Below are 18,668 nucleotides of genomic sequence, written 5' to 3'. Positions count from 1 at the left end.
ACTAGAAAGTAATAGAACTAAAAAAGGTACTGCCACATGGCAGTACCTTTTTTATATGTATCAAGAAATGATATCGTAAATCTCAATTGCAACCATGTCGATATTATCGAATTGATACACTTGAGGTTTTTCACCTTGTTGATACACTTCTAACTCATACATTTCACTTTTATCGAAAAATTTCACGCTACATTTGCGCTCACCGTTCACTTCAAAATAGCGTTGTGCTACTTCACCGCTTTCAGCTTGTTCTTGTAGACTAACAAGTCGAGTTAAAATTCCTTGGAGTAGAGACATGAAATCTCTCCTTTCTCTGATCTTCCTACCAATAGGTTTTACAGCTATACTCATTCTATCCGTCATAACAGAAAAAATGTTCCACACTCTAGGATAAAGGTTATTGGCCAGAAACTCAACTAAAAATTTGTCGAAATGCGAAGGAAAAAACAGAAAGAACATATTTCCCCTTCTTTATTGCGGTTTTTATACTGGAAGAATATAATAAAAAACAGAAAAAAGGAGGAATAACAATGAAAAAAATTGAGGTTTATACACAACCCGATTGTCCGCCCTGTGTTATTGTGAAAGAATTTTTGAAGCATAATAACGTTGCATATGAAGAATTTGACGTAAAAAAAGACGCTGCTGCTCGCAATCGTCTTTTATACGACTATGATTCTTATTCAACTCCAACAGTCGTAATTGATGGCGAAGTAGTTGCAGGGTTTCAAATTGAAAAGTTACAACAACTACTCAATATAGAATAGGAATAGGTAAATACCTATTCCTATCCTTATCCCGCTATTTGTAGGTAGTAAAACTCCTACCCCAAATTTAGCTACAGCAAAGAAGTTAGATGGAAGAGTAATCCCTCCCACTGATTAAAAGTTTCACTTTATAATTGTTGCAACCTTTTTATTTCAGTTAAAAGTTCCTGACTTTCATGATATCCTGCTAGCTTCCATTTATCTTGATCCCTTTTCAATGTTACAATTTGATACTGTCCACTTTTTGTCCGCTCATATACATATAAATTTTTATGTTCTTCATCATACGACATTTTTGTTTCTGAATTAAAAGAAAACGGTGCTTCTTTTGCCGGAAGTAAATATTCACCACTTTGTTTATCACTTCTGCTATTTTCATCTGTAAATACTTGAAGGAAATTATCTGTAAAATACGGTGATAACGTCTCTATCATCTTATTCATCGGCAAATGCTTCCCACGAATTGAAAACTGGGTTTCATAGCCTTTTTGTATCGTTGTAAATACTTCTTTCCGATCGACTTCCACTTCCTCTTTTCCTAAAACAGTCGTAACACTATAACCAACTAGAAAGGCAACACATACAAATAGAACAAGCCATATTCCATATTTCCTCATTTTTTCACCTTCCTTTTAAAAGAACTTGTCTTTGTAGTATTCATTGTAACAATGATTATGCAAAGAAAGGACAGATTTCGTTCGTAAAATCTTTACAACGATAGACAGCATTTTCATCACCATTTTCACTATTACCAATTTATGATAAAAACAAACAAAAAAATGCACGAATCTCTTCGTGCATTAAAATAAAACATCTTCTTCATATAAATATTCATAAGATAAATCTATAAATAAAAAGTTGTCATCATCAATCGGGAAAGAAAATGTTCGTACCATTTCTCCCGTTTCAATATCTGCATATAAATCTGAAAGCCTCGCCTTATTCTCAAAACGCATTTTCATGATATTCTCGAGAAAATACGGGCGCCAACTCCAGTTCTTCATATAATAATCCGGCATCACAATCCATTCTCCATCTTTTTTCATAACATTTCCTGATTGTTGGAAACCATCTTCATTACAAATAAATATACGAAAACTACACTGTGATACACTTTGACTAAATTGTAATAACCAATCATTTATATCTTCATTCTTTTTTTGTTTTGATAAAACATCGCCAATGCGATCGCGTAACATCTCTGTTAAATTATAAATTTTTTGTAACTTCTTCTTTTCATGCTGAATAAACTGATGACATTCATTACCTAGTCGCTCTTTCAAAACATTCGTTTCAATAAAATCAGGTAAACATTCTTTCAAATAATTACCTTGATAATATCTTCCGCCGTTCTTCCAAGCATATTGCAGTTGATAAAAAGCATCTATTTCTTCATATAACAAAGTTGCACCAATTCTTCTAGCAAGTAATGATAAAGAATATAAAATATCTTGATAAGATTGTAAAAGTGCTGTTTGCCTTAAGTTCGTTAAATCTACTTTTAAAATATCAGGTGCTAACACGCTAATACGCTCTAAATTACTTGTGCCCGTTCCGACTTTATTAATCGAAATTTGAATACCATATGTACGATAATACATAAGCAAATGATTAAATTGCTCTATATCTTCTTTACATTCATGCTCTGTAATCTCTAAAACAATTTGTTTTAAATTTAAACCTTGTTCTTCATACCTCAATAAAAGTTGAAGCAAGCTTTCATCATCATCATTCATTAATACATTAGCATTCCGATGTATAAATAATAATAATTTTTGATCGCTTTCTAAATAACGATTTAAAGCTTTTTCTACTATAATATTATCCGCTTCCAGTTGAAATTCACTTGGAATCGAATCATCGTGAAAGAAAGAAGCTAAACTTTGTATGCCCTCTTCTGTTTGAATACGTCCTACTACTTCGTATCCAATTACAGTATGCTCATCAGCACTAAAAATAGCTTGATAATAAGGAAGGACTTTATCCAAGTTACTCATTACATCTAATGCATCTATCAACGTGCTTCCCTCCCTTTACTTTTCAAAAATTATAACATGATATTTACGGAAAAATAATAAAAAATCCCTTCAGTTTTCCTGAAGGGATTAGAGGGGTAAAATGCTAAGGGGAATTAGCAATTCTACTATGAAGAAAAAAGAGGTCTTAAATATAACGTATATATGACCTCTTGTAAACACTTTTCTTTCATATGTCACAATTCCGTCACATTTAGCCATAAAAAAATGAATCAAATATTCATTTTTTTATCCCTTTTAAAATGGATATTGATGTAAATGTTGTCCTCCATCCATTGTCATGCAAGTTCCATTTATGTACGCAGCTTCATCTGAACATAAATAATAAGCTAGACCAGCGATTTCTTCTGGCGTACCCAGCCTTCCAAGCGGAACACTTTGTATCGTACGTTTAGCCATTTCTTCTGAAATCCATAATTTATCAGCACCGCCCGTACGTTCAATTGGTCCTGGCGCGATAGCGTTAACTCGTATTCCATATTTACGTCCCCACTCAACAGCGAGCGTCTTCGTCATCGCTAATACTCCTGCCTTCGCTGCAGCCGAATGAATAACTCCTGGACCAGCATCCCATGCATATGTTGCTACCATGTTAATGATATTCCCTTTTATACCTTTTTCAATCCAATATTTTCCGACAGCATGACTACAGTAAAACGTACCGTTTAATACAATATTAATGACTGAATTCCAGCCATTCACAGATAAATCTTCTGCTGGACAAATAAAGTTTCCAGCTGCATTATTTATTAAAACATCAATTCTACCAAACTTCTCATCAATCTGTTCAATCATTTTCTGAATGTCATCCGTATTTCTTACATCCATTTGTACAGGTAATACTTGCCCTGGAAATTGTTCAATTTCCAACTTTGTTTCCTCTAGTTTTTCCTTTGTACGTCCTGTAATAACAACTCGTGCCCCTTCTTTTGCAAAACGAGTCGCCATTCCTTTTCCCATTCCACTCGATCCACCTGTTATAATAACTACCTTTTCTTTCACATACATCCCCTCCAAAAAATGAATACACATTCATTTTATCACTTTATTTAATAGAAATCTTTATATTTTTAAACTTTTCTGATATTTTAGCGTAAAGAACTTTCTTTTTATTCATTTTTTTTCGTAATCTATACTACTTTTTATTATGTAAAGTATATTTTAAATAAACTGAAAGGAGATTTGAGTAGCCTATAAATGGAATGAAAACATTGAGGTATACTCATATTTTTATGAAGCACATTACAAGAAGAAATTTTTTGAAAATTGGTATGCGCACTTGTCTCTATTCATTTATAACCAGTAGCATCGGATACTACTATGCTAAATATATAGAGCCCCATTTCATTTCTTTTACACAGCACACATTAAAATCACAACTCATCCCAAAAAGTTTTCATGGTATGAAAATTCTTCAATTCAGCGATTTACATCTCGGATACTATTTCTCGCTTCAACATTTATCTAAAGTTGTTTCTAAAATTAATGCTGTAAATCCAGATATTGTCCTTTTTACCGGAGATCTCATTGATAATTATCAAACGTATACTGACACTCCTTTCGTTGCATCCATTTTAAAAAATATACAAGCCCCCTTTGGTAAATTCGCTATTTATGGTAACCATGATCACGGTGGATATGGAACTGAATACTATGAGCACATCATGCGTGAATCAGGATTTGAGCTATTGCTCAATAGTGAAAAAAGAATTCGCTTAATGGATAATAGTGAAATTTCTATTTTCGGTCTCGATGATATACTATTAGGCAAACCAAAAATAGAGAAAACATTAGAGCATGCACGGCAAAGTACTTATAACATTGTTCTTGTTCACGAACCAGATATCGCGCCCAAAGTTTCTAGATATCCAATCAACTTGCAACTTTCTGGTCATAGTCACGGCGGACAAGTACAAATTCCTTTTTTAGGAGCTATTATTACACCTTCACTCGCCAAAGACTATATTGAAGGCTTCTATACAATTCAGGATTTAACTCTCTATGTCAATCGAGGCCTGGGAAGAACACGTGTCCCATTTCGTTTTATGTCAAAACCTGAAATCACAATTTTCACACTCCAACATTCGTAATAATTCGCCTATTTTCTTACATATCCTTTCTTGTACGCGCTCATCCACGTTTTGTTTACCATATGATAAAAGTGAGTCCAATAAAGGAGGTATGTTCATGTATCCATATTATCAACCAATTCCAGTCCGTTCAGCACCTATTGGTCCAGTAGGCGACTCACGCTTCTTCCCGTTTTTTGGCGTTCCCTTTCTAGCTGGAATTGCTGGTGGATTGCTCGGCGGAGCATTAGCTTTCGGCCCTCGACCATTTTATCCACCTTATCCACCACCTTTTCCGCCGCCAGCACCTTATCCTTGTTACGGTGGACCATGTCAGCAACCATACTATTACTAAGTTAAAATAACGATTCTTTCAAATATTATTCTCTCAACGAGCCATCTCATTACACGCTTATAATAAAACTATTGTTTCTACTCATCCTTCCATTTTTGGAGCATATGAGTAGAAAAAAGTAAAAACCTCTTATTGACATAAGAGGTTTTTACTTTTTTCATTATTCAGCGTCTGTATTTTGATATGCCATCTTAAACAACTTCACTTGGCTATCAATTTCTTCTGTACTACTATTAATAACATAATAGTAATCACCATCTTTATTTTGTTCACGTGTTTTCACATTATCAGCTAATGTAAGCTGTAAAATCGCCTTAATTCGTGCCTTCATTTCAATATCTAATATCGGGAAAGATATTTCCACTCGCTTCTCCATATTTCGCGTCATCAAATCAGCTGAAGATAAATATATTTTCTCCTCCCCATTATGATGGAAATAATAAATACGGCTATGCTCTAAGTATCTTCCAACAACACTAACTACACGAATATTTTCACTTACATTTGGAATGCCAGGTCGTAGGCAACATGTTCCTCGAACAATGAGCTCTACCTTTACTCCAGCTTGTGATGCTTCGTACATTTTTTTAATTAATGGTTTATCTGTTAATGAATTCATCTTAGCGATAATATATCCATTTCCATATTGCCTATGATAACGGATTTCTTCATCTATTAAATCTATAAATTGCTCTCTTATATCAAATGGAGCAACCGATAAATGATGAAAATGTGGCTTTGTTGTATAACCACTTAAATAATTAAAGAAATTGGTTGCATCAACCCCAAAGTCTTTTCTTGATGTAATATATCCAAAATCAGTATATAACTTCGCTGTTGCATCATTATAGTTTCCAGTTCCGAGATGTACGAACCTTTCGATTTTTCCGTTTTTTCTTCTTACAACTAATGTAATTTTACTATGTGTTTTCAAGTGACTTACACCGTAAATAACATGACAGCCTGCCTGTTCCAATTCTTTAGCCCAATGAACATTGTTTTCTTCATCAAATCTTGCCTTTAATTCAACTAATACTGTCACTTGTTTTCCCTTTTCAGCCGCTATCTTTAACGCCTGAATAATCGGTGAATCACCACTTACACGATATAACGTTTGTTTAATCGCAAGTACATTCGGATCGTCCGCCGCATCACGGACAAAATCAACTACCGGCTGAAATGATTCAAAAGGATGATGTAATAAAATATCATGCTCAATTGCTTTTTCAAATACATCTTCTTCATCACCTAAATCTTGAGGTGGTTGCGGAATAAGAGCCGGATATACAAGATGTTCATATAAAGGAGCTAGTTTTTTATATAAAGAAAACAAACATGTTAAATCTAATGGACCATCCATTATATATACATCTTCATCTTTTACTTCCAGAACCTCATATAATAACGCTAGTACTCTTTCATCAATGTGTTCTTTCCCAACTTCTAAACGAACAGCAGCCCCCCACTTACGCTTTTTTAATTCTTTTTCAATTACCTTTAATAAATCTCTCGCACCTTCTTCATGAATCGTTAAATCTGCATTGCGTGTAATACGGAAACGAGTAACAGATGATACTGTATATCCCGTAAATAATTTATGAGTAAAGCTACTAATTACGTCTTCTAATAAAATAAATTTATGCTTTTGCCCTTCGCTCGGTAAAATTATGAAGCGCTCAAGTAATGAAGGAACTTGCACAATTCCTAACTTCGTCCTGTTTTCTTCTTCCGCTTGCTTCTCATCATATAAAAGAGTAGCCAAATTCAAACTTTTGTTTAATAACATTGGAAATGGGCGATATGCATCAATAGCTACAGGAGTTAACACTGGAAAAATTTGCTCATCAAAATACTCTTCTATAAATTCTCGCTGCTCTTTCGTCAAATCATTGAATGTTAAACGTTCAATTCCCTCTAACTCAAGCGCTGGTAATACATAATTTTTAAATGTATCATATTGTACTGTCATTAGTGCATGGGCTTTTATCGCAATTTTATTTAATTGCTTTTTTGGTGTTAAGCCAGCTTTATTTTCTGGCTGATTAAATCCAGCACTCACTTGATCCTTTAATCCCGCTACACGTACCATAAAAAATTCATCTAAATTCGAACTAAAAATACTAATAAATTTCAATCTTTCCAAAAGTGGATTATTTGCATCTTGCGCTTCTTGTAAGACACGTTCATTAAATGCTAACCAACTTAACTCTCGATTATTGTAATAAGCTGTATCATTTAAATTTACTGCATTCCCCTTCAATAATTCCATTCTCTTCACACTTCCCCTTGAAACTTTTTCACTATAATTTAGTTACTTTTATTTTAGCAAATTACAATATTATAAAGTGTAAATTTTTTGTAAAGACATCCGTACAACCTAATGTTTTAGTTCAAATAACAAGTTAATATTCGTTTTTAATACTCTTTCTAACTGTTTTTTTTGTTTTTCAGCCTGCACTTTTTCCGCTAATGCCGATTTTTCACATAAAGCTTTAAATGTTAATCCTTCTTCGTTTTCTGTTATAGATATGGTATCAATAAGCGATCGTTGCCTTACATTTAAAGTAGCTGAAAATTGTAAAACAGCTCCTAACAGGCGGATTTTTTTTTGTTCGCTTTTATCAAACCAACCTTCAAATGGAGATAAATGTTGTTTAAATAACATTTTTGATTTATACGATGCAATAAGCGCTAGCCTTACTCGATCTTTATGCATCATGCCATCAATTGTCTTATTCGCTAATAAATAAAACGTATGTAAACGACTTGCTTCTTCGTCTATATATTTGCCTATATTAAATACTTTCGCTGCTTGATGGAACACTTCCCAGTCTTTTACTGACATAGAAATAAGCCCTATTTCCTCAAGTTGTTTGCAAATTAGTCTTCCATGTTTAATAAGCTGAATAACAAATTCCATGTCCATTTCGTATTCATGTGATAGTAAATGCAGACTTTCTTCAACTACGTTCGGATAATATGAAATCCCCAAATCTTTTGTCAACTCTTCATAGAAAACACCTTCTCTTAACCCTTTTCTACTTAATACAAATGCCGGTGCCTCTATAACATTAACAAGTGTATGAAATACTTCAACCGCTGGAATAATCGTATCTGCTCGATCTTTTGCCAATCCTTCCAATTTCTGAAGTTCTATGTACGACAATTTTTCCAATTCATCTTTTACACTTTCAATATCTTCTTCTTTCATCTTGTATAAATGTAATCCTGCTATAGGATAGCATATTAAATTTTGATGGATTTTCACTAAGTTCCTAGCACTACCACCAATTGCAATAAGAGGCAATTTCTTATTGATTAACCATGGTAACGTTCGAAATTGAAACTCTAAATACTGTTGCATTCCCTCTAACTCATCTTTAGTAGGAATATCCCCTTTAATAAATTGTTGCTTTAAAGAAAGTGCCCCAAATGGAAAACTATGGTACTCTAAAATCTCTCTATTTCTAAAGTATGTAACTTCTGTACTTCCCCCGCCGATATCTACCGTTATTCCTTCTGAAAACGATGTAGAATTCATAACCGCCAAGTATCCGTAACGCGCTTCCTCATACTCTGATAATACTCTAAGAGTAAAGTCCGTTTGTCCTTCAACAAGCTTTTTAATTTCCTCTTGATTCTCCGACTGTCTAATTGTTGCTGTTGCAACACAAAGTACATGATGCAACTGATGGAATCTTGTACTTTCTTGAAATTGAAATAATGTCTGTAATAATACTTCTATTCCCTCTTCATTCAACACACCATCAATTAAGTAATTCCTTAACCTAGCAACAACTTTCGTATTTTCAATCTCTTTATAAAAACCTCCATTTTGCTTTTCATAAATAACTAAACGCATTGTATTAGATCCAATATCTATAATGGCATACTGTTGTTTTAATATTTCTTTCAAACTTCTCACTCTTTCATTATCAAATTTCAAAAACATATTCTATTACTATTATACAAAATAGTTGTTTTTTGTAACAATATTGCTTTAATATTGAAAATATATACAATCACTTTTTGCGTATAATAAATACCTATTTTATTTATGGTATAATAATGAAAAATTGAAAGGAGATTCAATATGAAACCTTCACAACCACAATCTCAATTACAAAACCAACATTCTATTAATCGACTAGCTCAATCTATTTTCGTTGTGAATCGTCATGCTAAAGCAGCTACTAATCCTAAATATTTATACTGGTTAAAAAAGACAGCTTTAGAACGTTTGATTGCTGAAAAAAAAGCAATTAAAGAAGGATTACATTTTTCTAGAAACCCACGTTTTAGCCAACAACAATCTGATGTCCTTATACGTTTAGGCGATTATTTTTTCCACATCCCTCCTACGAAAGAAGATTTTCGAATTCTACCGCATCTTGGTCATCTTGAATCCTCCTATCGAAATCCGAAAACAACCTTATCTTTAACAGTGGCAAAAAAAACAATTCAAGATTATATTGGTCCTGAAGCATTAAAACAAGAAAAAAAATTAAGTGAACCTGTTCCATGGTATAGTCGTACTTATACAAAAAAATAAAACAGTTTGGCCAAGTGTAGGCCAAACTGTTTTATTTTTTCTCTTCTTTAATTTTAATATTTGCTTGTTTATAAAAAGCTACTTTTTCTGTATTATAAGACTTTGTGAATTCATTAAATTTATCTTTTTCTGACTCAATATCCTTATAAGATTGATTTACTACTTTTACTTTTTCACTAATATCTTTTAATTTAGTACCTTTATCTTGTAACATTGTATATAACTCTTTTTCTTGTTTTAAAGATTTGTCATAGCTGTCATACATTTTATTAAATGAATCGTGTCGTTTCTCATACGTGCTTTTCACTTTATCAGCTTGATCTTTCAATTTCTTATCTTCAATTTTCTTCACATACTTATCAGCTGACTTCACTTCTTCTTGCGCTTTATTTAAAACTTCTTTTTCTTTTGCAAGCACTTTTTCTCGTTCAGTTGTATTTTTCACTGCTTGATTCAGTTTTTCTTTAACAGTTTGATTATTATCTTTTCCTTCTTGAACAATCTGGTTATATAATTCTTGTCCTTCTTTCTCTAAAGTCTCAAGTTTTTTTGCATCTTCAAACATTGTTTTTTCTTGTTTAGCAGCGTTTTCAAACGCTACATATAATTCTTCTTCTGGTTTCGGACCGAAACAACCGGCTAATAAAATCATTGATAATGCAGTTACAATTGCTAATTTACTATATTTCAACATCTCTTCCTCCTACTTATAAACGACCATCGTGTAATATAAAAAAGTTATAAAATATGTAATTGTTCTATACACTCGCATCTTTTTTACGAAGATCATTAATATTGTTTGTACAAATTATTACTTGATATTACATTATTCTTTTTGAATTATTTAGCAATTCCATATCCATCTTTAAGTATACTACTTCGTGTTTTTTAAGGCCTGTTCACACTATGTATTACTTTAATATCCACGGAATTTCACCTCAGTCTTAATAAGACTATAATAGTTCACCTGATAAAAGGTGATCGCTCCGCTCTCACGTCTATCATTCCCTTTCCAGCTTTCTATCAATTAATCTCTTTGTTCATTTTACACAGTACAATCGATATCTCGCAACAACTTACAAATATTCTTTTCATTTCCTAAAAAGGAAAAGTGTAGAGCTTGCTTTCCTCTACACTTTTAAAATAAAACACACTGTGCAAATTGCATTGACACTACCATCATAATTATATGCTTATTTCATATATTTTTAAAGACTTTTATTACAAACGTGGCGTTTTTTTGTAATAAAAGTCAAAAAAATGTTACAAATAAAACATCTTCCTATCATATATCTTCAAATCAAAGCTTCACTCATTTTCTTGCAAATTTCTATACTGGTACAATTGATTTTGCGACTTTCTCAACAGTTCTTCAAACGTTTTTCCTTCTACTGGATAGCTAGCTGCTCCAAATAAAAGAGTGACACTGAGTAAATCACCTTCTATTTCACTTTCAATATTTTTCATTAATCGTTTTGTTATTGTTGATGTTTCATGACCATTATCAATTGCTACAATAACGTACTTATTTTCATCCCACTTTGTAACAACATCGCCCTTCCGAATTGTCTTTACAATGGTACTCTCTAATTTTTGTACTAACACTCCCAACTTTTTTTCTTGCAACGTGTCTTTTAATCCTTCCCATTCTTTTACAGAAAGAATGTACACTGTAATATTACGAGAATCTCTTTCAGATAAAGCAGCTACTTTCCCAAAAAAATCAACAACAAAATCATTGCTTGCCATTCCTCCTACTTCCATACCCATACGCTCGTTCGCTCTTTTATCGTACCAATGTCCAAAATAATAACTTAGTATCATTTGCAATATATAAATAATAAAGACGGTATAAAATGATCGTGAATCCAGTTTTGCAATTACATCCTGAAGTGCAATCCATTCTGTAACTGCCACAGTATTGCCAAGCAATAATCCACTAATTTTCCCTTTATGTTTCATACTTTTCCCCCTTTTATACCAATATATGTTTCTATATCAATAATGTTTTTCTACAAAATAAAAAATGTACATATGCAATGTACATTTCTGCTTAAGCTTGTATACCTTTTCTACTCTATTTCATATATATATAATATAACTTTTATAGAAAGGAGTAATCTATATGCTACAAAAAGAGAATCTATCAGATGCTATGCGTTTACTAGCTGGTTTTCTATTATCATTAAAATTATTATTTACCTCTTTCGGCATACACTTTATTACAAACGATCAAATCGACGCTATTGTTAATGTTGTTTCATTTTTATTTATTCTATACTTTGGCTACAAAAATAACTATGTAGGAAAAAAAGGAATGGAGCAAAAGAAAATACTCAAAAAACACAACCTTCACTAAAAAAGGAACCTTTTGTACAGGTTCCTTTTTATCATTGACGCACAACAACTTCATTTGTTTGCAGTGGGCCATATGATATCTCTTTATCTTGAAATGTATATGTAGCCTGAAAGAATGTTTGTTTAAGAGCTTTATCTTTATTAGCTTTTATTTTACAACGTAGTTCCACCTTCTCATTCGGTAACAAATCATCAATTCGCCATCTGACAAGCTGGAATAAAAACTCACTTATCCCCTTATCAACTTTTAAAGAATTAGGAATATAAGCAAAGTAATCTCGAATCATATGACTTACAACAACTCTCGAAATCATTTCTACTCCTTTATTTTCCACTTCAATTCGCATAATAAGTATGTCGTTTACATCGTAGGTCAATTCATACGAAAACTGTTCTGTATACATACTACCAATTTGTAATGTAACGGCTACTTGAGGAAATTCGTTTTCCTTTTTCGATCCGTCAATCCACAATACTGGTTGTAGCGGTATTGAATACTTTCCTGTATCCGAAATTCGTCCCCATATTTTCATAATATATATTCACCTCATTTCAGATGTAACATACACACAATGAATTCCCCAAATTACTAAAGCTTGCTACAAGCAATGTTTAATATTTCTCTTCCTTTTATCCTATTCGACAATATGAAGAAAAAACCATTTTTCATCTATTAACAGAAGGTGTTCTTTATGAAATTTTTTTACAATTTACTTCATTTCCTTTATAGCAATATTCAGTATGGCTCACTCGTTCTCTACTCATACGAAAGAATATTTTGACGGAAGAAAAAGTTTGCCTTATAGTCAAATTTGACTATAATATTCTTTATGGCATATCAGTGCACTTATGGAAAAGAAATTAAAATCAACTATACATTAAAATTTTTTATCCACTGCACTCAAAACTTAATATAGTTTACTTATTTCTAAAGGAGGGTTATATTTGGAAACTCAACCATTAAAAAAAGACGCCAACAAGACAAAATTTGTTGTTGCTGGTTTACTGCTTGGTATATTAATGGCCGCAATGGATAATACAATCGTTGCAACCGCAATGGCAACAATCGTTGGAGACCTAGGAGGATTTGATAAGTTTGTTTGGGTCACATCAGCTTATATGGTAGCAACAATGGCAGGGATGCCTATCTTCGGGAAACTTTCTGATATGTACGGACGGAAACGTTTTTATATTGGTGGCCTCATTCTTTTCTTATTCGGTTCTGCGCTCTGCGGAACAGCTTCAAGTATTGAGCAATTAAGTATTTATAGAGCTATTCAAGGTATCGGTGGTGGTGCCCTTATGCCTATCGCCTTCACAATTATGTACGATATCTTCCCACCAGAAAAACGCGGAAAGATGACAGGACTATTCGGTGCTGTTTTCGGGACATCTAGTGTATTCGGTCCTTTATTAGGTGCTTATATTACAGACTATATAAGTTGGCATTGGGTCTTCTATATTAATATTCCATTAGGACTTATCTCCTTTTTCTTCATTACTAAATACTACAGTGAGTCTCTAGAATTTAGAAAACAAAAAATTGATTGGGCTGGTGCTATTACACTTGTCATAAGTATCGTTTGCTTAATGTTCGCATTAGAACTTGGTGGTAAAGAATATGCCTGGAATTCTACTGTAATTATTGGCTTATTTACAACAGTAGTTATTACGCTTATTATTTTCTTCTTTGTAGAACGAAAAGCAACCGAGCCTATTATTTCGTTCCATCTATTTAAAAAACCTTTATTCGCAGCTAGTCAAGGAGTTGCCTTTTTCTATGGTGCCGCTTTTATTATCTGTACAGTTTATATTCCAATCTTCATTCAAGGCGTTCTTGGAGGTTCCGCCTCTAATGCTGGATTAATTTTAACACCAATGATGGTTGGTTCTGTAATTGGAAGTCAAACAGGAGGACAATTAGCGTCTCGAACAAGCTATCGTAACATTATGATGGTATCTGGTGTCTTCTTCGTTCTTGGTATTTATTTATTAAGTACTTTAACAATGGACACACCTCGTTTACTCGTAACACTATTTATGATTCTCGCTGGACTTGGTGTCGGTTTCTCATTCTCAGTATTAAGTATGTCTTCTATTCACAAGTTGGAAATGCGAGACCGTGGTTCGGCGACATCAACAAACTCATTCTTCCGATCACTCGGTATGACTCTTGGTGTAACGATTTTCGGTACAATTCAAAATCATATTTTTACAGATAAACTAAACTCTGTATTCCCCCCTGAACTAGCAAAATTAGCTCCAAAAGGCGGAGACACAAGTTTCTTATTATCACCAGGCGCTACCGCAAAAATTCCTGCTGAAATATTAGCGGGTATTAAAGAAGCTCTCGCTACATCTATTGCGAATACATTCTTCTGGGCACTCATCCCGGCTGTACTAAGTATTATTTGTATTTTACTTATGGGAAATGAACGCCTCTTTACTGGCCCTAAAAAGAAAGAAAAACAAAAGCAAGTTAGTTAATATAAAAAAGAAGCGGCATATTCCTTTATGAAAAAGGATATGCCGTTTATAATATGTATAAAGTGAAACTTTAATCAGTGGGGGTTGTTCATCTCCCACTGATTATTAGCCCTCACCAATCTGGTTTTTACGGGCAGTTAATCCCCACCTAACTTCTTTGCTTCCACTGAATTTTTGGGTGGGGTCTTACTGCCCGTTAATGCGGGATAAAGTTTTTGTATACAGGAGTTGAGACAGCATGAGCATGAAATTAGTCATTCTCGGCTTGCTACTCGAAGGAGATAAACATCCATATGAAGTGCAGCATATTATGAAAGAACGACAAATGGATTGTTACATTAAATATGCTAAAGGATCACTTTATTACGCCTTCGAGCAATTAGAAAAGCAAGGTGCAATTCATATTACAAATGTAATTAGAGACACAAATCGACCGGACAAAACAATTTTTCATATAACAGAAGAAGGCAAAAAACTATTCCATACTTTACTATTAAAACAATTTGAAGCCAAAAACCAAATATATAAACCTATTTATTCAGCATTATCTTTCGCTCACTTTAGCAATGATCACGAATTAGTTCCTATTTTAGAAAAAAAGAAAAACGATACTCTTCAATATTTACATACTATGCAAACGATATATGATTGTAATAAAGGAAAGGTTCCACGTGCACAACTATATATTTTGCAAAGTGTAATTGAGCATATTACAGTTGAATTACAATGGTTAAACACCCTCCTTAAAGATGCTATAGCAGGCCGACTTTCAGAAGTTGCTATAGATGAAAATTGAGCTATGAAAGAAGACATCCCTACTTCTTTCATAGCTCAATTTCTCTTTTTATACAGTACTATTATTAATTAATTCAGAATAATAAGAAATAAAAACTTTAGAATTTTCTTATTTCAAAACAGTAGACAAAATTCCAAAAATTGTGTTAGAATTTGTTTCAATATCATATCGCTTGTTAAATTCCTTTCAAAAGGAAAATAGGTACACGAAAGTTTCGTTTCGTGTTTAAAAGGGAAGCTTGGTGAAACTCCAACACGGTCCCGCCACTGTAAATGCTGAGATTTCTTTTTAGTACCACTGTGAAAACGGGAAGGTGAAAGAAATTATATGAAGCATAAGTCAGGAGACCTGCCTGTTTTAACAACACTGATAGATTCACGGATGATGATGAGGTGTTAAAACAAAAAGGAAGGCTTATTTTCTATGTCTTTGTACTTTTTGTTATAGGTATTTCCTAGTAAACGGAAATGCTTACTTTCAATTAGGGAGGAATTTAAAATGGCAATTCAAACAAGTAACTTAGGTTATCCACGTATCGGACTACAACGAGAGTGGAAAAAAACATTGGAAGCATTTTGGTCCAATAAAATCGATGAAGAACAATTTTTAACAACAATGAAAGAAATTCGCCTTCAACACGTAAAAGTACAGCAAGAAAAAGGGATTGAACTCATTCCAATTGGCGACTTTACATATTATGATCACGTTTTGGATACTGCCTATATGCTAGGATTTATTCCATCACGTTTTTCTGAGTTTACATCTTACCTTGATGTATATTTCGCAATGGCGCGTGGCTCTAAAGATCACGTAGCTTCCGAAATGACAAAATGGTTTAACACAAACTATCACTATATCGTTCCTGAATATGAAGAGGGATTACAAATCTCTTTAAAAGATAATCGTCCACTTCGCTTATACGAAGAGGCAAAACAAGAATTAGGAGTAGATGGAAAGCCTGTTATTTTAGGACCATATACTTTCTTAAAATTAGCTAAAGGCTATACACAAGAACAATTTTCTACCATTTTAAAACAGTTAGTTGTACCTTACGTACAACTGCTTTCAGAACTACATGCAGCTGGGGCACAAGCCATTCAAGTTGATGAACCGATTTTCGCTTCTTTAACGAAAGAAGAAGTTCAACAAGCAAAAGAAATTTATGAAGCTATTCGTAAAGAAGTTCCAAATGCGACTCTTCTTTTACAAACATATTTTGATAGCGTAGAAGAAAACTATGAAGAAATTATTACATTCCCGGTATCCGGTATTGGATTAGATTTCATTCATGGTAAAGAAGGCAATTTAAATGCTATTTCAAAATATGGGTTCCCAGCTGATAAAACTTTAGCTGTCGGTTGTATAGACGGCCGTAACATTTGGAGAGCTGACCTTGATGAAGTACTTACGTTATTTACAACGTTACAAAAACAAGTCCAAACGAAAGATATCATCGTTCAGCCTTCTTGTAGCTTATTGCATACACCAATCGATAAAACAGAAGAAACTCACTTATCGACTGAGCTGTTTGATGCGTTAGCATTTGCAAATCAAAAATTAGAAGAGTTAGTTCTTATTCATTCCGCTCTCACTCAAGGTACAGAAAGCATTAGTAATGAGCTGGAAACATATCGAAACGTACATCATACAATTCGTTCATCTGCTGCACGTAACCGAGAAGATGTCAAAGCAGCACGAACAGCACTAAAAGAAGAAGATTTTTCACGTCCTCTTCCATTTGAAAAACGATACGAATTACAACAAGTTGCCCTGGAGTTACCGCTATTACCAACAACAACTATTGGTAGCTTCCCGCAAACAACTGAAGTTCGTCAAACGCGAAAAGAATGGCGTAACGGTGTTATTTCAAATGAACAATATGAACAATTTATTGAAAAAGAGACAGAAAAATGGATTCGTTACCAAGAAGAAATTGGGCTTGATGTACTTGTACATGGTGAATTTGAAAGAACTGACATGGTTGAATATTTTGGTGAGCGCCTTGCTGGTTTCTCATTCACTAAAAACGGTTGGGTACAATCTTACGGTTCCCGCTGCGTAAAACCACCTGTTATTTATGGTGATGTAGCCTTTATTAACGGCATGACTATTAAGGAAACAGTTTATGCACAAAGCTTAACGGAAAAAGTTGTAAAAGGAATGTTAACCGGACCTGTTACAATTTTAAATTGGTCCTTCGTTCGAAATGATATTCCAAGAAAAGAAGTTTCGTATCAAATTGCACTAGCTCTTCGTCACGAAATTGAACTACTTGAATCTTCCGGAATTAGAGTAATCCAAGTCGATGAGCCCGCACTTCGTGAAGGAATGCCACTAAAAGAAAAAGATTGGGATGCTTATATTACATGGGCAGTACAATCCTTCCTTTTAGCAACTTCTTCTGTAGCAAATGAAACACAAATTCATACTCATATGTGTTACAGTAACTTCGAAGATATTGTTGACGCGATTCGCGCATTAGATGCAGATGTAATTTCTATCGAAACATCAAGAAGTCACGGAGAATTTATTGATACATTAAAACATACAACATATGAAAAAGGCATTGGCCTAGGTGTATATGATATTCATAGCCCACGTGTACCGAGTAAAGATGAAATGTATAAAATCGTAGAACAATCTTTAGAAGTATGTGATCCTAAATATTTCTGGATTAATCCCGATTGTGGTTTAAAAACGAGAAGAACAGAAGAAGTTATTCCAGCTTTAGAACATATGGTGCAAGCAGCGAAAGATGCTCGTTCCCTTTTAAAAACAAACGCATAACAAAAATGGGTTATCCTGAGAAAAGGATAACCCATTTTTTATTCTTTACTTTCAAAAAAGAATTCATATTGTATTTTATATAATTCATCATCCGTTGGCTCTTCAAGAGGAATTGCTTGTAATACAACTGTATACTCACCATTTGGAATAGGTATTTGAAATTTATTAGAAAGAATACTCGTTATAACGATACTTTCATTTTCAACTGTAAAAGGAACCGTAATCGTTCTAACTACTTCTTCTTTTTCAATATGTTTCCCTGGGGTCACTTTCACTTCACAAGTATAATCAGAAAGTGCTTCAAAAATAACAGTTCCATCTGCCTTAGCATAACCTCTTTCAAAATCTTCATCAGTCCAATCTACATAAGGCTGCTCACCGTCATAGTTCATCAACATTAATTGCGAATAAGAAATCGTTAACTCCATAGTTCCCCTTCTCCTTCATTATGAAATATACAA

General features: G+C 33.5%; 18 protein-coding genes and 1 riboswitch. Of the genes, 8 read left to right on the top strand and 10 right to left on the bottom strand.

Annotated elements, in window-relative coordinates; translation table 11 throughout:
• Positions 1-60: 60 nt before the first annotated feature.
• The gene (locus tag ACTFR8_RS12770; protein ID WP_000055151.1) at positions 61-297 is read right to left on the bottom strand and encodes a YkuJ family protein; all 237 of its coding nucleotides are present in this window, start codon (positions 295-297) and stop codon (positions 61-63) included.
• Positions 298-530: 233 nt separating this feature from the next.
• On the opposite strand from ACTFR8_RS12770, the gene ACTFR8_RS12765 reads away from it, so the two are divergent.
• The gene (locus ACTFR8_RS12765) at positions 531-767 is read left to right on the top strand and encodes a glutaredoxin family protein (protein ID WP_000717875.1); all 237 of its coding nucleotides are present in this window, start codon (positions 531-533) and stop codon (positions 765-767) included.
• Between the two features lie 128 nt (positions 768-895).
• On the opposite strand, the gene ACTFR8_RS12760 is transcribed toward ACTFR8_RS12765, so the two are convergent.
• The 3 genes from ACTFR8_RS12760 to fadH all read right to left on the bottom strand — a co-directional run bounded on the left by ACTFR8_RS12760 (position 896) and on the right by fadH (position 3,805).
• Positions 896-1,384 carry a DUF3993 domain-containing protein gene (locus ACTFR8_RS12760; protein ID WP_001233804.1) on the bottom strand — a complete coding sequence of 163 codons (489 nt, stop codon included), beginning with the start codon at positions 1,382-1,384 and terminating at the stop codon, positions 896-898.
• Positions 1,385-1,567: 183 nt separating this feature from the next.
• Positions 1,568-2,785, bottom strand: coding sequence for an EAL domain-containing protein (locus ACTFR8_RS12755; protein WP_000564306.1), 1,218 nt, complete (start codon positions 2,783-2,785; stop codon positions 1,568-1,570).
• A 255-nt stretch (positions 2,786-3,040) separates the two neighbouring features.
• Positions 3,041-3,805, bottom strand: coding sequence for a 2,4-dienoyl-CoA reductase (gene fadH / locus ACTFR8_RS12750; protein WP_000660913.1), 765 nt, complete (start codon positions 3,803-3,805; stop codon positions 3,041-3,043).
• A gap of 230 nt (positions 3,806-4,035) precedes the next feature.
• Between fadH and ACTFR8_RS12745 the strand changes: the two genes are divergently transcribed.
• Together ACTFR8_RS12745 and ACTFR8_RS12740 are read left to right on the top strand one after the other, a co-directional pair.
• Positions 4,036-4,893, top strand: coding sequence for a metallophosphoesterase (locus tag ACTFR8_RS12745; RefSeq protein WP_030027732.1), 858 nt, complete (start codon positions 4,036-4,038; stop codon positions 4,891-4,893).
• Positions 4,894-4,990: 97 nt separating this feature from the next.
• Entirely contained in the window at positions 4,991-5,227 is a 237-nt protein-coding gene (locus tag ACTFR8_RS12740) for a hypothetical protein (protein WP_000283738.1), read from the top strand.
• A 160-nt stretch (positions 5,228-5,387) separates the two neighbouring features.
• On the opposite strand, the gene ACTFR8_RS12735 is transcribed toward ACTFR8_RS12740, so the two are convergent.
• Both ACTFR8_RS12735 and ACTFR8_RS12730 read right to left on the bottom strand, forming a co-directional pair.
• On the bottom strand, positions 5,388-7,496 hold the full coding sequence (locus tag ACTFR8_RS12735) for a polyphosphate kinase (RefSeq protein WP_000421677.1): 2,109 nt from the start codon (positions 7,494-7,496) through the stop codon (positions 5,388-5,390).
• Between the two features lie 108 nt (positions 7,497-7,604).
• Positions 7,605-9,179, bottom strand: a complete 1,575-nt coding sequence (locus tag ACTFR8_RS12730) for a Ppx/GppA family phosphatase (RefSeq protein WP_002005581.1) — start codon at positions 9,177-9,179, stop codon at positions 7,605-7,607.
• Between the two features lie 141 nt (positions 9,180-9,320).
• Here ACTFR8_RS12730 and ACTFR8_RS12725 point away from each other — a divergent pair, with 141 nt between their 5' ends.
• The gene (locus ACTFR8_RS12725; RefSeq protein ID WP_000804862.1) at positions 9,321-9,779 is read left to right on the top strand and encodes a YkyB family protein; all 459 of its coding nucleotides are present in this window, start codon (positions 9,321-9,323) and stop codon (positions 9,777-9,779) included.
• 31 nt (positions 9,780-9,810) lie between these two features.
• Here the strand turns inward: ACTFR8_RS12725 and ACTFR8_RS12720 are convergent, their stop codons facing one another.
• Entirely contained in the window at positions 9,811-10,473 is a 663-nt protein-coding gene (locus ACTFR8_RS12720) for a YkyA family protein (RefSeq protein WP_000922482.1), read from the bottom strand.
• A 614-nt stretch (positions 10,474-11,087) separates the two neighbouring features.
• On the bottom strand, positions 11,088-11,741 hold the full coding sequence (locus tag ACTFR8_RS12715) for a diguanylate cyclase domain-containing protein (protein WP_000680811.1): 654 nt from the start codon (positions 11,739-11,741) through the stop codon (positions 11,088-11,090).
• Between the two features lie 163 nt (positions 11,742-11,904).
• Between ACTFR8_RS12715 and ACTFR8_RS12710 the strand changes: the two genes are divergently transcribed.
• On the top strand, positions 11,905-12,138 hold the full coding sequence (locus ACTFR8_RS12710; protein WP_000939448.1) for an SPP1 phage holin family protein: 234 nt from the start codon (positions 11,905-11,907) through the stop codon (positions 12,136-12,138).
• A 31-nt stretch (positions 12,139-12,169) separates the two neighbouring features.
• Here the strand turns inward: ACTFR8_RS12710 and ACTFR8_RS12705 are convergent, their stop codons facing one another.
• Entirely contained in the window at positions 12,170-12,670 is a 501-nt protein-coding gene (locus ACTFR8_RS12705; protein WP_000708120.1) for a hypothetical protein, read from the bottom strand.
• 412 nt (positions 12,671-13,082) lie between these two features.
• On the opposite strand from ACTFR8_RS12705, the gene ACTFR8_RS12700 reads away from it, so the two are divergent.
• The 3 genes from ACTFR8_RS12700 (at position 13,083) to metE (ending at position 18,207) form a co-directional block, all read left to right on the top strand.
• Positions 13,083-14,624, top strand: coding sequence for an MDR family MFS transporter (locus ACTFR8_RS12700; protein WP_000449901.1), 1,542 nt, complete (start codon positions 13,083-13,085; stop codon positions 14,622-14,624).
• Between the two features lie 238 nt (positions 14,625-14,862).
• Complete coding sequence (locus ACTFR8_RS12695; RefSeq protein ID WP_000062063.1) at positions 14,863-15,420, top strand: PadR family transcriptional regulator; 558 nt, start codon at positions 14,863-14,865, stop codon at positions 15,418-15,420.
• 182 nt (positions 15,421-15,602) lie between these two features.
• Positions 15,603-15,790: riboswitch (cobalamin riboswitch) on the top strand.
• A 128-nt stretch (positions 15,791-15,918) separates the two neighbouring features.
• Positions 15,919-18,207, top strand: coding sequence for a 5-methyltetrahydropteroyltriglutamate--homocysteine S-methyltransferase (gene metE / locus ACTFR8_RS12690; RefSeq protein WP_001007613.1), 2,289 nt, complete (start codon positions 15,919-15,921; stop codon positions 18,205-18,207).
• A gap of 38 nt (positions 18,208-18,245) precedes the next feature.
• On the opposite strand, the gene comJ is transcribed toward metE, so the two are convergent.
• Complete coding sequence (gene comJ, locus ACTFR8_RS12685; RefSeq protein WP_000424030.1) at positions 18,246-18,635, bottom strand: competence protein ComJ; 390 nt, start codon at positions 18,633-18,635, stop codon at positions 18,246-18,248.
• Positions 18,636-18,668: the final 33 nt, after the last annotated feature.

The organism is Bacillus cereus group sp. MYBK15-3 (genome assembly GCF_051916765.1).
GTDB lineage: Bacteria > Bacillota > Bacilli > Bacillales > Bacillaceae_G > Bacillus_A > Bacillus_A cereus.
This window is presented reverse-complemented; position numbering and strand designations above follow the sequence as displayed.